The following is a 14,596-nucleotide window of genomic DNA, read 5'->3' on the forward strand; positions in this document are numbered from 1 at the left end:
CGACAAACGGCATGATCGGTGACCAGTAGCTGACGAGACATTGACCTGCAGGCATCCGCGACCGCGTCATCGTGGATCAGGGTGGTATGCCCGCTGCGCCTGATTGACAGGTTAGCGATTAAAAGACCCTCGCAGACTTCCAAGCATGATGGCCGCCATTGGCCGCGTCAAGAAGGGCGGTTCCCCCAATTTTTACGCCTGAAGAAGGCGAAAAAATCGGCTCCCCCACCCCCGCTTCGCGGCGGGCCGCGGGCGGCCCGTTCCTGACCCGGTCCAAGCTCGGCCATCCCGAAGGTGACCTCTTCAATTCCTTTGACAGGAGGCTCACATGAACGCTCTTACCAAGACCCTCGACATCCCGGCTTTCGACCCCATCAGCTATGACGCAGCATTGCGCGCCGCAACGATCCGGGCCCAGCACAGCTTTTTCGACCAGCACGTTATCGAGGACGAATTCGGCTGCTTTCTCGCCATCGACGAGGGCGACTACAACGCCCTGCCCCAGGACCTGATCGACCGGATCGTCCATTCCGTCCCGGGCATGATGGCTGACGACTTCGACGAAGCGAACATCGCCCGCGCCGCAAGCTTCATGAGCGTGGTGATGGATCCCGAATGGGACGCGGATTGCCCGTTCTGACATGATCATCGACCGCAGCGCCGGAGGGCACCGACAAGGTGCTCTCCGGCCCCCTTTTTTGCGTGCCAGATAAAGCACAGCCGGGGCATCGAGCCCCGGCTGTGCTGGCCTCTGTCGAGGCCGGTTTCAGCTTGCCCGCAGGCGCTTTTCCGCTTCGTCCAGACCGAGCTTTCCGAGAGCGGCGAAGAATGCTTCGACCCTCTCGAACGGCGCCTTGCCGAGAACCGATTTGTGCATCAACTCGACACTCGCCGCCCGCTCGCTTTCGCGCAGTCTCGTCTCGCGCGCTTCCAGCGCTTGACGCTCCTTCGCGATTGCCTGACGTTCCGCTTCAAGGCTTCCTTTTCTGGCCATGATGATACCTCGTGGTTGGTGCTGAAACCTCCCGACCTGAGGATTCCAAGCAGCGAGCGCAGTGGCAAGCCTTTTGCCATCGACCCTGCAAATAAATCGTGCGGCCCGTCCTGTAATCAGTGGAACTCGCTGGTCCCCAGACAGGCGGTCAAGACCCGAATCCATGCGCCAGAAAGACCAGCAATCACCTACCAGACACAAGGAAGCGGATTAAGGGGAAGAGTTGCACACCCTACACGGCAGGGCCGTAGGGAAAATGGCGGAAATGCGTGTGTGTACAGAGTGGGCCTTTGGTAATACATCGTATTACAGCGTTGAAGACCGTCGTTGCAGTCTCGGAATTCCGCGAGTTTCACGGTATTACATTGTAATACGCCATTTGGTCCCCAACGGCTTTCTTGCCAAGGGCCCGCCGATGGCCTAAAACCCTTCTCGCGCAATTTCCACCAGGCCCTCTCGAAGGGCGTGGTGATGACTGAAACAGTTCTGATTACCCTCCGGCTTCCACAGCCGCTGGCCGATGCGGCGCAGGCTGCCGCAACCGCGCAAAACGTCTCCCGATCTAACTTGCTGCGAATCGCGCTCGAGCAGTTCCTGGGCGTCATGTCGGGCACGAGCGAGGCCGACCGCCGCCGGCAGTTCTCGGCGGAGTATCTGTTCCTGGTTGCCGATCTCATTGTCCAGCGCCAGTACCCCGATGCCCATACCGCTCTGATCTCCGAAGCCGAACGCCGGACGGAGGCGCTCTGTGCCGCGTCCTGACACTTGGTCCGACCGCGCGCGCCCGGGCAAGCTGCAACACCATTCCGCGCGCGGGAACATGCCGCGCAACGCCGGTGATTTCACCCGCGGCTCGCAGCTCATCACTCACGAATTCATGATGTGGTTTGCCTCGGCGAAGATGCCGCTGCTGGTGTGGTTCTTCACCTTCTGCATCGCGCTTTCGATCGTCCTCGCACTGCTGCTCGAGAGCCAAGAGATCCAGATGATCCTGATGCGAATCTACGCCGCTGGATGGACTTTCATGGAGTTCTCTTCCCGCAAGATCCTCAACCTCACCCTCCCCTCCGGCGAAGTCGTCCGGGCGCCTGTCGGCATGGTTGCCTCGCACCCCGATGTGGTCATCGCCTGGAACAAGCTGATGCGGGCAATCTGGGGCTCGCTGTTCATCTCGCTCTTCGTCGCCGTGCCGATCGCGGTGTGGTTCGTCGACTTCTCCAAGCGGCGCGGAAAGTCGATCCTCGAGGAGCGTCACCAGCGCGGCGCCATGCTGGTTGATGCCGCCGAGCTTGCCGATGTCATCAACGCCCACAACCGCGACATGCTGGGCGCGGAGATTGCTGAACGCCTGCCCGGCAAGAGCTTCGACGAGGTCATGAAAATGAGCCTCGCGACGCGCAAGGAGGCGGGCATCCATCACGCCTATTCGATCGCGGGGGTGCCCTTCCCCTGGCGCACCGAACAGGCCCATACGATCATGATCGGCTCGACCGGGACGGGCAAGACAACCCAGATGCGCGCGCTCATCGCGCAGATGCGCGCGCGGCGCGACCGGGCCGTCGTGTTCGATCTCACCGGGACCTATGTCGAGGCGTTCTACAACCCCGCAACCGACACCATCCTCAACCCGATGGACGAGCGCTGCCCGTCCTGGTCGGTGTTTGCCGAAGCGAAGAACCACGCCGACTTCACCGGCATCGCCGCCGCCCTGCTGCCTGCCGATGGCGGAGGCGCCGAGCCGTTCTGGATGCTGGCTGCACGCACGCTGTTCGTCGAGACTTGCATCAAGCTGATCAAGCTTGGCGAGGCGACCAACGAGGCGCTCGCGAGCCGCCTGATGATGGCCGACCTAAAAGAGGTTCACAAACTTCTCGAGCACACCGTCGCCGACCCGCTGACCGCGCCCGAAGCCGCCAAGATGGCAGAATCCATTCGCGCCGTCTTCAACACCAACGCACAGGCCCTGCGCTTCCTTCCCGAGGGCAAGGAGCGCTTCTCGATCTCCGACTGGATCCGCGCGGAGAACAAGCCCGGTTCGATCCTGTTCATCACCTCCTCGCACAACGAACTGGTGCTCAACCGGGCGCTGCTGTCGCTCTGGATGAACCTTGCGGTCCACACCCTGATGCGTCTGCCGCGCACCCGCGATCTTCGCACCTGGTTCTTCTTCGACGAGGTCCACGCGCTCCACCGCCTGCCGGCGATCGAGGACGGGCTGCAGACCGCGCGCGGCTTTGGCGGTGCCTTCGTGCTCGGCATCCATTCGTTCGCCAAGCTGGCCGAGACCTACGGCAAGGAAGGCGCGCAGAACCTTGCCTCGCTCGCGCGGACCAAGCTCGTTCTCGCCGCAGCCGACCGCGACACCGCCGAGCACTGCTCGGACTACATCGGGCACCGTGAAGTCAGGATGATGGATGAGGCCTACAGCTACGGCTATTCCAACATCCGCGACGCGGCGACGATCACCCCACGCTCCGAAGTGCAGCCGCTGGTGCTGCCCGATGACATCATGAAACTGCCCTCGCTGCGCGGCTTCCTGGTGTTCCCGGAAGGCTTCGATGCCGCCCGGATCAAGCTCACCTACAAGGACTATCCCAAGGTTGCCGAAGGCTATGTCCTGCGCGCGCATGTCGAGCCGATCGAGTTCGCACGCGATGCCGATGATGACGCCGAAACCGAAGCCGGCGGACGCGAAAACAAAGATGAAATTGAACTCTTCCCTGCACCCGCGATCGACGACGAACCGGCAAAGCCGCAGCCCGCTCCCCGACAGGAAGAATTGAACTTCGCTGCCGCGCAAGCCGAGCCGACGGCAGCGCCGCAATCCAGCCTTGGGCGCTCGATGATCGCCAGCGCCGAGATTGTGAAGAGCGCGTCAACTGCGCGCGCCAACGAGCCCGAAACCGCATCCAAAGCCCCCCGCAGCGCCGCTCTAAAGCTCCCCGCCCAGCGGGCGACCCCGGCTGCGCGCGAGCTTGCCGAAGCGATCGACCGCGAGGCCGTGGAAGGACGGGGGAAGGAACCGTCGCGAGAGCCTGAGCTCAATGCCCCTGCCCCTGATGACGGCATGGAGATGTAGGCCATGCACTCCATCGCCTCCGTCAGGTCGTCGAGCGGCGCAGCCGACTATTTCGCGAACGACAACTACTACACGGTCGATGAACACGCGGAAGCCGGGGTCTGGGGCGGCGAGGGTGCGCGCGCGCTCGGACTTGAGGGCCAGGTCGAGCGCGACCAGTTCGAGGCGATCTTGAATGGGCGGCTGCCCGACGGCGAGATGGTGGGTCAGGTCGAAGGGCGGCGTCTGGGTCTCGATCTGACGTTCTCGATGCCCAAGTCCGCCTCGATCCTCGCACTGGTGAGCGGCGACAAGCGCATCCTCGATGCGCACCTCGCCGCCGTCAAATCGACGATGTCTCAGCTCGTCGAAAAGCAGTTTGCCGAGAGCCGCAATTACGATCGCTCGCGCAGCGGCGAACCGCAAAAGACCGGCAATCTCGTTTACGCGCTGTTCGCCCACGACACGAGCCGCGCGCTCGATCCACAGGGCCATATCCATGCCGTGGTCGCCAACCTGACCCGCGATCCGAAGGGCACCTGGAAGGCGCTTTGGAACGGCGAGATCTGGAAGAACAACACGACGATCGGCCAGTTCTACCATGCCGCCTTCCGCGCCCAGCTGCAGAAGCTCGGCTACGAGACCGAGGCGGCGGGCAAGCACGGCTCGTTCGAGATCAAGGGCGTGCCAAGCGAGGTCATCAAGGAGTTCAGCCAGCGCCGCGAAGACATACTGAACAAGGTCGAGGAACTCGGCATTGCATCGCCGCAGGGACAGGACCGGGTGACGGTCAATACCCGCGATCCCAAGCTCGCCGTCGAGGACCGCGCAGCACTCGTCCAGGCATGGCAGGATCGCTCGGCAGCATTGGGATTCGACGGCAAGGCGCTCATCTCAGAGGCCAGGGCCCGCGCCGAGGTACGGGCACGCCCAACCTTCCGTGAAACCACGACCGCCGCGCTTGGTGAAGTCTCGACCCGGATCGGCGCTGCGCTGCGCACGCCCAGCCCGCTGGCGGTGAGCGGCGCGGCAGCCCTGTTCCTCCCCGCCGGCACGATCAAGGCACAGCACGCCACAGCTTCTGCCATCCGCCACTTGTCCGAGCGCGAGGCGGCGTTCTCGCCGCAGGCGATCCTCAGTGCCGCGCTGGGTTTCCAGATCAAGGGTCTTGAAGGCGGCGCCGTCGTCGAGCGGATCGGCGAACTCATTCGCGACGGCCACCTGATCCCGGGCAAGTCCGATCGGCTCGATGGCCACTTCGATCTGGTGACGACGCCGGCGGCGCTCGCGATGGAGCAACAGATTCTGGACCGCATCGATGCCGGGGCCGGAGAGGGCCGCGCGTTCATGCCGCCCGAGCAGGCCATGGCGCGGCTGCAGGATGCGGCGCGCGAACTTGGGCAGGCCCGTGCCGGGGTCGACACCTGGCAGCTCAACGAAGGCCAATTAGCCGCAGGCATCGCGATCCTCTCTGGCACCGATCGTTTCCTCAATGTCCAGGGCGTCGCGGGTGCGGGCAAGTCGACGCTGCTCGGCGCGCTCGACAAGGTCCTGAGTGATGAAGGCGTCAAGCTCGTCGGGCTTGCCTTCCAGAACAAGATGGTCGCGGACCTGCGCGGCGGGGGCGGCCAAGGCATGTCGGCCGAGCAGATGCGCGAGGCGGGGATCGAGGCTTACACGATCGCCAAGTTCCTCAGCACCTATGGCGGGGCTGCGGCCGCGGGATCGGGCGAGCGCTTCGAGGCAGCCAAGGCAGCCCTCGCAAATACCGTCATCATCACCGACGAAAGCTCGATGGTCTCCTCGCGCGACATGCTGCGACTGACCGCGCTCGCCGAAGAGCTCGATCTCGCCAAGGCGCCGTTCATGGGCGACCGCCAGCAATTGTCGGCGATCGAACAGGGCAAGATGTTCGCCCTCAGCCAGGCCGCGGGGCAAGCCACCGTGCGGATGGACGAGAACATTCGCCAGAAAAACTCGCCCCTGCTGCTGGCTGTCGCAGGGCTTTCGAATGAAGGCCATGCGAGCTTGGCGCTCGATCTGCTTGCGGCTCACGGCCGGGTGATCGAAGCAGGCCCGGGTCACGTCGCCCGCGCGGCCGAGCTGTGGTTGTCGCTCAGCCCCGACAAGCGCGAGGCGACGGCGATTTTCACCGCCGGCCGCGATGATCGCGCCGAAATCAACGCGCGGGTCCAGGCTGGGCTGCTCAAGGAAGGCACGCTCACCGGACCGGGTCTCACCCTCACCACCTTGCAGAGCGCCAACACCACGCGCGAGGAGCTGCGCTTTGCCTCGACTTACCGGGTGGGCCAGGTGTTCGACGCGCGGATGGACGTGCGGGAACTGGGGGTGAAGCGCGGGGAGTACCAGGTCCGCGAGATCCGCAAGGATGGTAAGGTCGTGCTCGAGGCGGGGGGACGGCGCAAGGTCATCGATCCGACCCGCATCGCCCCGGGTCACCGCTTCGACCGGATCGGACTCTACGAGCAGAGAGAGCTCAGGATCCATGACGGCGAGACCGTGTTCTGGCGCGACAAGGACCAAGGGCGGGACATTGCCAAGTCGACCTATGCGACGGTGCTCGAGGCCCGGCCCGAAGGCGTGCGGGTCGAACTCGCCGACAAGCGGCAACTGATGCTCGCGCCGGGCGATCCTATGCTGCGCCGGCTCGACCTTGGCTATGCGCTCAATGCTCACATGGCGCAGGGCATGACCAAGCCTGAGGCGATCGAGGTCATTTCCTCGTCGCAGCGCAATCTCGCGACGCAGCGCACGCAGAACGTGCTCAACACCCGCGCGACCGACGACATCACGGTCGTCACCAACAACCTCGAAAGCCTCAAGCAGCAGCTCGACCGGACACCTGGGAACAAGACCTCTGCGCTCGAGGCGACCGGCAACGTCGTGGTCGAACCCCGCCACCACAATCCGGTCGATGCCCGGCAGTTGCCCGAACTCAGGATGAGCGCAGATCTCAAGGCAAAGCTGGATGCGGTATTGGGGCCTGCACCCGAAGCTCCGGTGAGGCAAATCCCCGTGCCCGAAAAGTCGCTGGGACTCGATCTGTGAAGTTATCCCAGTGCATGGGCAGCCTTTCGCACCTCGGCGTTCAAACGAGCTCTGCCGACGCGTTGGATGACAATGCCGGTTGCCCTTGCACTGCTGATGGATTTTCCCCGCCAAGCGATGATCTGCGGGGACCGCGCCCGCTTTCGCGTCCTGCTCGTAAGGGCGAGACGGCGCGGTCCGGGTTGCCTCCCACCGGGCCGCGCCATAACTGGTCACCGGCATCCTTGCGCTATCCGCCGTGGGCGCGTGATATGTGCCGAGGTAGCGAGACATGCATAGCCTACAAGACGGGGGCATCCTTTGAGTGATCCCCCGTTTTCTGCGTCAATGACACGGAGAGGGGCCTAGCCTTGCAGCCAGGCCAGTCACACAATTCCAGGGTCTTAGACGGCAATGCTTATTGTAGTATCATACAAAGTGTTATATAAAGTCACCAGCCATGACCGGTAAGCTGCGAACCCGCATCTACAAGAACCGCTGGTTCGCGAAATTTGCAAGCCGTGAAGGGATAAGCGACGCGATGCTTGTTGCGGCGATAGATCAGGCCAATCGGGGCCTGATCGACGCCGATCTTGGTAGCGGCTTGATCAAGCAGCGCGTCGCTCGTGAAGGCGGAGGCAAGTCCGGTGGCTATCGTACTCTGATGTTCTTCCGTCATGAGGAGCGAGCTGTCTTTGCCTTTGGTTTTGCCAAGAGCGACAAGTCCAACCTTAGCGCGGCCGAACTCAAGGCTTACAAGCAGGCTGCGAAGATCGTTCTTGCGTTGACTCAGGCGCAGATCGAGACGCGAGGTGCGTGAAGAAAGATTGTTCGAGGTAAACGACGATGCCCAGGACCTATAAGAGCGAGGCGCTTGCTGCCGTCCACGAGATGATCGAGGGGCTCCATGATGCAGGAGCCATCGACAAGCGCACACTGCGCGAGTTCGACGACGCTTGCCTCACCCCAGCGCCTCCGCTCCAGCCAGAGCAGATCAGGGCCATCCGCGAGGCGGAACACGTCTCGCAGCCGGTGTTTGCGCGTTATCTCAATGTTTCAAGGAACCTTGTGTCCGACTGGGAGCGCGGAAAGAAGCGACCGGGCGGACCAGCGCTGAGGCTACTTTCAATCATCCAGCGCAAGGGGCTCGAGGCAGTTGCTTGATTTGTGACGAGCCCGTCAATTCAACGATCGGTTCGCACGACAACCTTTGTGCGGTTCGAAGTCCTCGCCTTGCTCGGCAACGCGGCGTGGTCGGGCCGTCTTCACAATTGCGCCGGGCGATCATTGGGGGGCGAATGGATTGTCGCAACCCGCTTCCCAGTCAACACCTGGAAACTGCAATGAGCCCGACCTCGATAACCATCACAGGCATTCTGGAGGCCGGCGCCCGCGGATACCTAATCCGCGATGACGATGGCGTGATCTGGCGGCTCTATCTTCAATTCGTCGATGAAACCACTGCCAATGGACTGAGCGGGCGAGTCCGTGTGCGCGGACGCATTGTCGAAGTCGATCGGATCGAGGTCGAATACGTCGAGATTCAGGACGGCGCCTGATCGCGCCTGCCGCTTCCGCTTTTCACCGCAGGTCTTGCTGACAATAGCCGCTTAAAGCTCCGCATCAGCTTCGATACTGCGAGTTCGCGTTAGTGGGCGATCAGCGCTTTGCGCTGAGGAGTGCCGAGGTTCGGCATGGGTGCGGGGGCTTTCCCTTTTCCTGGCAAATCATTGAAAATCCTGTGAGAACTGGATATGATCTTGCCAGTGCAAGGAGCCCCGCCATGGACCACAATCGTTATGGTGTTGATGGCTTGCCGCTAGCCTGCCGACAAGCGGACACTGACCCTGTCACGGGTCTACCGTTGCCGAGGATCCCGCAGGCAGGTGCCTCAGACCAGATCGGCAACCCATACGTTTTGCCTACAGTGCTCGGAGGTATGGCAATCTTCCTGATCGTGTCCGCGGTGCAGTCCGGTATCTTGGGCTGACCCTATCCGCGCCGCGCGGCCACGTGCAGGTGATCCCGCGCCGGGTTGTCGGGGAACCTCTCGAAGTCGACCGCATAATTCGGGCCCAGGCGCTCGCGCACGCGTTCGGCCCACTGCTTCCCCTGTTGGTCTGAAATGTTGTTTCCACGGAAGTCGAGCGCTCGGTTGTCGTAGTGCGCCGACCCGGAAGCATGCTGTGCGCTGTCATTCCCCGAGGTTACCACCGGTCGCGGCAACCCGAGCGCCCTTGCTTCGTCCGCCACCACGCCCATCGCAGGGACGAGGTCGCCGTCCATTTGGCCGAGCCGCGCGCCGGCCTTGACGCCCATACCGAGTTCCTTGGCAAGCTTGGCACCATCAACTGGGCCCTCGGGAGCGGCAAGCACCACTCTTCCTTCGATGGGTGAAGCCACGAGGGGCGGCGTGCGATCGGCCGGCGGAAGCGATGCGGCTTGCGGCATGCCGAGATCTGCATGGCTGCCGAGCTTGCCCTGCCCGGCGACCGCCGCGACGTCGCCCAGTTCGCCGATCCGACGGTTCCTGAGGTCGCTCAGCAGGTCATCCATGATGTAGCTGATCGCCTGGTCGCGCCGTGCCATGTCGCGGTAATCGAGCCGCGGATTGGCAATGTCGGGCAGGTGCCACTCGGGGTGCTCGCGCTGCAGCGCCTCGTATCGATCCTGGATCAGGTTCGACATGTCGCTCGAGACCTGGAACCCGTGGCTTTCTGCATAGCTTGCTTCGTTCATCATACGGCTGCCGATCTCGCGATAGCGCGCGGCGGCGGCGCGGCGCTCCTCGGCTTCGGAGACCCGCCAGTCGGAGCCCTCGCTGCTGGTCCGACTCTTGCTGGCATCGGTGTAGTCGGAGCTCTGGCTGAACGTGCCAGAAGATTGGACGTCGCCGCTGTTGCCGCTGACGACGACGCGACTGCTGACATCCTCGGACTTGTCGGTGCCGCGGGTGACCTGGTTCGTTGCTGACCGCTCCGAATTCGTTCTGGCATCGTTCCCCCATTCCCTTCTGCCGTAGGTTGAGACACCGAGCCCTGCGGAAACGCTGCTGCCTGCCAGATCCTTGCCTGGTGTCCCCACGGTCCCGTTAGCCGAACCTGTGAGTGAGCCGCCAAATGCCCTTTGATCGAAATTCCCGCTCGAACGGCTATTGCCCTGCCGCAGGATCAGATCGTCGTTGATTACCTCGCGGGTCGACTTGCCGGCCGAGCCTTCCACCATGACATTGCCGCCGACATTGTGGGTGTCGGACGCGCGCGATCCGTGTTCGCTGCGGCTGCCGGTCACCTGGCTGCTGGCGGCAACCGCACTGCCAAAGGTCCCGTGCATGCTGCTCCAGGTCGCCGAGGTGCCGTTCTCGATCCGGTCGGCCTCATTGAGGTACCACTGGCCCTGATTGCGCAAATCGCTGGCATAGCCCCGCGTCATCGAGGCCTTGAACGGCAACTGCGAGATTGCTCCACTTGTGTCGATCACCCGCGCGCCGCTGCCATAGGCATGAACCATCGCGCCATCGTCGCTTCTGAGGCCCATGTGGCTTGCACCCACAGCCAGATTGGGGGCCTGGTTCCACTGCGCCATCTGGCGGTTGTTGGCGTTGAAGTTGCCATGGCTGACATCGCCGAAGGCATAGTTGCCGGTGGTCCGTTCGGCGGCTGCAGCATCCGCTGCTCCCTGGGCAGGTGCCAGCATCGAGCCCATGCTGTGCGCGACCGACAAAGTCCCGCGCATGACCATCAAGGCAAGGACCGGTACCGACATCATCAGGAACCCGGCCATCGTCGCGATGTCCTGGTTCACCCCGGCAATGCCGGACCAGTTGCCAAGCGTCACGCCGCTGCCGGCAAGCGCGCGTGACTGTGCAGCAAGGCGGTCCATGACGAAGCTGTGGATCAGGACATAAATTGGTCCCCAGGCAGCCAGATAAAAGAAGCCCGCAAAGTAGCCCTTCAGTGTCGCAATTCCGGTCCGCGGAAACAGCAGCAGGGGGAAGACCACCGGGAACAGGGCGTAGAACACGACCGTCAGTACGACATTGAGGACCGGGATCCAGATGAGGCCCTGCTCTGCAGCCGTGGTCATTGCATTGCGGGCTTGAATATCGGCGCGCTGCAGCGCGAAAGCATCGGAATCGACGTTCCCAAAATCCAGCTGCGCGGCCTCAAACGCATCGACCATGCTCTTCTGACGAAGGATCTGATTTCGTGAAGCCGAGGTGCCGGTCAGCAGCTGCGAGATTACCGGCAAGTCCGCTGCGAGCTTGCTACTGGCTGCGGCCGATGCGAGCTTGGGATACAGCGTGCGCGCAAACGGGACTGCCGCCGCGTCGATCTGTCCGTTCCACTGTGCGTTGAGGGTTTGCCAGGCCTGTGCGCAGGTCTTGCCCTCAATGTCGGTTGCGCCCCCGGTATCGGTCAGGAACTTCATGCCGCGATTGGTCGCGGCATTCACGCCGAACTCGGCCCAGAGGTCGCTGGACTCACTGAGGACCTTGAGACTGCGAGTGCCCAGGAGGATGTCGTAGTAGGCGCACTGCTTGAGAAAGCCGTCCAGATTGGCGCGGAAGACCGGATCCCGAATCTCGAACGCACGTGTCCTGTCCCACAGCCGGGCGCCATAGACAAAGCCGCTGGTCGAGTAGTTGAGCGCCGAAGGCATCACGAAGACCGTTTCGGCCGTGCGGGTGAAGTAGTCGCTAATCTGGCTGGTGAACGAGGCCATCATGCCGAGACCGATCGGCACGTTGGCAACGTTGGCAGGACCAAGGCTGGGATTGATGCGATCGGTGACCTTGACCGTCACGGTTGGCACCATCAGCACGAGGTAGATCATCGTCGACTGGATGAACCAGCGCAGCCACACCCGCCAATCGAGGTCCATCGCGGTGATCAAAAGGGCATAGGTCAGCCCCATGACCATGCAGACACTGAGCAGCGAACGAAAACCGCCCGATCCCGTCCAAGCCGCTACCGCGTTGAAGGTGTTGACGAGAAACTCCCCGCCACCGACCGTGAAGACTTCGAGCATGTGCCACGCTCCCCGTGCTGTGACCTTTCCCGCTGCTACTGGACCTGGGTCCCGAGCAACCGCGAGAAGCGCAAGGCTGCGGCCATTTGCGGCGAGAGCTGACTGCGCAGGGTCTTCTCGAGCATCTGCGTGCGCTGGATCAGGGCGAAGGTCTGGTCGAAGCGCTGCGAGGTGCGCGCCGCGATGCCGAGGAAGTTGCGGCGGGTTTCGTAAAGGCCCTCACGCCATTCGCGCAAACTGTCCGCATCGGCGCCATTGAAGTCCGAGCGGGCGTTCACGGCCATGTCAATGAAGCGCATGGTCATGGTGGTGACAAGGTCGACCGCCACGATCTCGGAAAGGTCGTTCAATTCCTGAGCCGAAATGCCGAACTCGGCTGCGGCACTCACCGTGATGATCTTGTAGACGGGCACGCTCGCCATGCCGAGCAGCTGGATCTCGGCAGGTGTGAGCGCAGCGCCCGGGTCGCGGACCTTGCGGGCCATGCTTTCTATGAGGGTGCGCACGCGCGCCTTGATCGCCGCATTGGGGCCGATTACCATCTGGACCTCGGACGGGTGCATGCATGCAGCACTGTCACTGCCGCAGGTGAGGACCTTATGCGGGCTCGATGCTGTGCCATCGAGCATCGCGCTGATCAGGGCAGCATCGGCAGGACCAATGAACTGGACCCGCGGCTTGCCCTCGTTTCCTGCGGGATCGTAGATGACCGTGCCGACCAGCGTCATCAGGAACTCGCGAAAATGCGTGTCGAAGCCGCCGTATTTGCGGGAGAGCGCCTTCCAGGTGTAGTTGTTGGGCATCCCGGCAAGCTCACCCATTGCGGGATCGGAGTTTGCGGCCTTGAGGCTCTCGCGCTGCCCGCCGTTGTTGCATTGCTGGCGCGCACGTGCCCAGTCGGCAACCGCGCCCTGGCTATTGGCGATCGCTTCGCAGACCACCGAGGAGGCGGTATCGCTGGTTGGCCACAGGCCGCCAACGAGCGCCTGCGCGGTCTCGCAACTGGCAATATTCATCTGGTTCATCTGCTGGACCTTTTGCGCGAGCTCATCCATCACCTTGCCGATTTCGGGTGAGATCGTGTCGATCGCGAGCTTGAAGGCAAAGCCGAGAGCATTGTTTGCTGTGGCTTTCATCATGGCGACCAGTTCTGCGGTGTTGATGAAGGAGAAGGAGCCCGAGAACAGGTCGATGCCGCCACAGCCGGCGCGGGCATGAGGCAACTGGAGATTGAAGGGCTGAATGCTCTTTTGCGGAAAGCGCGACCACACCGAACCCATCGAGTAGTAGCCTGCGGACTGTCCCCGATAGGCACTGGGGCCAGTGACATTGGCGGCAGCGCCCATCTCGCTCATGAAACTCGACATCTCGCCTTCGACCCCGGCGCTCGCGGGCACTGGCGTTCCGAGAAGGAGGGCACTGCCCGCAACGATGCCGGTCAGGCACCTGCCCCGGACCCGATGCCGGAAAAACCGGTCTCTCATCAGAAGTCGCTCCCGCTCTTGACCGTGGTCAGCTGGAACACGCGGTCGAGAATTTCGTCCTGGCTTAAAATGCCGTATCCGATCGGCATCGGACGCCGGGTCACGCTGTCGAACAGGACCAGGGCCGGCACTTGCCGGTCGCTGCCGAGCCCGAGCCGCTCGTACTGCCCGCTGTCGACCATGTAGTCATGGAATATGGCCGACGGGCCACCGTCCATCGAGACTGCCAGCACAGGCAAGGCATAGCGATCGCTCACGGCCTTGAGGATCGGAGCGAAGATGTCGCAGGCCCCGCAACTCGAAGCAAAGAAGTAGAAGACACCGTAGCGGCGACCGAGTGCGGCCACGACATGATCGCGATCGGTCTTGCGCTGATCGATCCAGGCACGCTTGCCGAGCGTAGAGACCGGCCGCTGCAAGGTGTAGTCGAGCCCTGGGTCCTGCCACAGCGCACGCTGCCAGACATCGGCAAAAGTCGAGGAGCGATCGAGCTGCGCGCGCTGGAAGCGGATGTAGGAGGTGACGTTCTCGGGACTGGGATCGAGGATCGCCCTCGCCTTGAGCTCCTCGAGTTCGGCACCGATGGCGGCAAGCGTTGCCTTGGGCGAGATCCTGATTGGTGCAGGTGCAGGCTTGCGTTCCGGGGGCTCGCAATAGAACCAGGTGCCGAGCTGCCGTTCGGTGCAATAGAGCGCATCCGGGTCGCGGCGGATCTCTATTTCACTGCTCTCGCTGGGCGCTGCATGGCCTTGCGCTGCGAGTCCGAGAGCCATCGCCAGACCGGTTGCACCAAGAGGCCGAAGGGTTGTTCTCGACGTTGGCATGGCGTGCTCCTTTCGCGTCACTCGCGTGCGTGCGGATTCCGAGGTGATCGCGCGCGGTGTTCCGATTTGATGGCGCGCGGGATTCCGAGGTGATGGCGCGCAGCGTTCCGAGAATTATCCGCGCAGCATTCCGAGGTGATGGCGCGCAGTTTGAGGT

At 62.9% G+C, this 14,596-nt stretch carries 11 protein-coding genes; 7 read left to right on the plus strand and 4 right to left on the minus strand.

Going from position 1 to position 14,596, the window contains the following annotated elements; all coding sequences use genetic code 11:
• Window positions 1-328: 328 nt before the first annotated feature.
• Window positions 329-640 carry a hypothetical protein gene (locus LDN95_RS21950; RefSeq protein ID WP_022676684.1) on the plus strand — a complete coding sequence of 104 codons (312 nt, stop codon included), beginning with the start codon at window positions 329-331 and terminating at the stop codon, window positions 638-640.
• Window positions 641-766: 126 nt separating this feature from the next.
• Here LDN95_RS21950 and LDN95_RS21955 read toward each other — a convergent pair whose 3' ends face one another.
• Window positions 767-994 carry a hypothetical protein gene (locus LDN95_RS21955; RefSeq protein ID WP_022676683.1) on the minus strand — a complete coding sequence of 76 codons (228 nt, stop codon included), beginning with the start codon at window positions 992-994 and terminating at the stop codon, window positions 767-769.
• A 471-nt stretch (window positions 995-1,465) separates the two neighbouring features.
• Here LDN95_RS21955 and LDN95_RS21960 point away from each other — a divergent pair, with 471 nt between their 5' ends.
• The 6 genes from LDN95_RS21960 to LDN95_RS21985 all read left to right on the plus strand — a co-directional run bounded on the left by LDN95_RS21960 (window position 1,466) and on the right by LDN95_RS21985 (window position 8,659).
• A complete protein-coding gene (locus tag LDN95_RS21960) occupies window positions 1,466-1,756 on the plus strand; it encodes a ribbon-helix-helix protein, CopG family (RefSeq protein ID WP_226019663.1) in 291 nt (96 codons plus the stop codon).
• Window positions 1,743-4,073, plus strand: coding sequence for a type IV secretion system DNA-binding domain-containing protein (locus LDN95_RS21965; RefSeq protein WP_226019664.1), 2,331 nt, complete (start codon window positions 1,743-1,745; stop codon window positions 4,071-4,073). The genes LDN95_RS21960 and LDN95_RS21965 overlap by 14 nt, the downstream gene beginning before the upstream one ends.
• Window positions 4,074-4,076: 3 nt before the next feature.
• Window positions 4,077-7,121, plus strand: a complete 3,045-nt coding sequence (mobF, locus tag LDN95_RS21970) for a MobF family relaxase (protein ID WP_226019665.1) — start codon at window positions 4,077-4,079, stop codon at window positions 7,119-7,121.
• A 439-nt stretch (window positions 7,122-7,560) separates the two neighbouring features.
• Window positions 7,561-7,920, plus strand: coding sequence for a type II toxin-antitoxin system RelE/ParE family toxin (locus LDN95_RS21975; protein ID WP_226019666.1), 360 nt, complete (start codon window positions 7,561-7,563; stop codon window positions 7,918-7,920).
• 26 nt (window positions 7,921-7,946) lie between these two features.
• Window positions 7,947-8,264: a DNA-binding transcriptional regulator gene (locus LDN95_RS21980; RefSeq protein ID WP_226019667.1), complete on the plus strand. Its 318-nt coding sequence runs from the start codon at window positions 7,947-7,949 to the stop codon at window positions 8,262-8,264.
• Window positions 8,265-8,443: 179 nt separating this feature from the next.
• Window positions 8,444-8,659, plus strand: a complete 216-nt coding sequence (locus tag LDN95_RS21985) for a DUF5818 domain-containing protein (RefSeq protein ID WP_226019668.1) — start codon at window positions 8,444-8,446, stop codon at window positions 8,657-8,659.
• Window positions 8,660-9,092: 433 nt separating this feature from the next.
• On the opposite strand, the gene LDN95_RS21990 is transcribed toward LDN95_RS21985, so the two are convergent.
• From LDN95_RS21990 to traF, 3 genes are read right to left on the minus strand one after another with little or no spacing between them, the layout of a single operon-like run.
• Window positions 9,093-12,131: a conjugal transfer protein TraG N-terminal domain-containing protein gene (locus LDN95_RS21990; RefSeq protein ID WP_226019669.1), complete on the minus strand. Its 3,039-nt coding sequence runs from the start codon at window positions 12,129-12,131 to the stop codon at window positions 9,093-9,095.
• Between the two features lie 35 nt (window positions 12,132-12,166).
• The gene (locus LDN95_RS21995) at window positions 12,167-13,615 is read right to left on the minus strand and encodes a conjugal transfer protein TraH (protein ID WP_226019670.1); all 1,449 of its coding nucleotides are present in this window, start codon (window positions 13,613-13,615) and stop codon (window positions 12,167-12,169) included.
• The gene (gene traF, locus LDN95_RS22000; RefSeq protein WP_226019671.1) at window positions 13,615-14,388 is read right to left on the minus strand and encodes a conjugal transfer protein TraF; all 774 of its coding nucleotides are present in this window, start codon (window positions 14,386-14,388) and stop codon (window positions 13,615-13,617) included. Before traF ends, LDN95_RS21995 begins: the two co-directional genes overlap by 1 nt.
• Window positions 14,389-14,596: the final 208 nt, after the last annotated feature.

The organism is Novosphingobium sp. FKTRR1 (genome assembly GCF_020404405.1).
Classification (GTDB): Bacteria; Pseudomonadota; Alphaproteobacteria; order Sphingomonadales; family Sphingomonadaceae; genus Novosphingobium.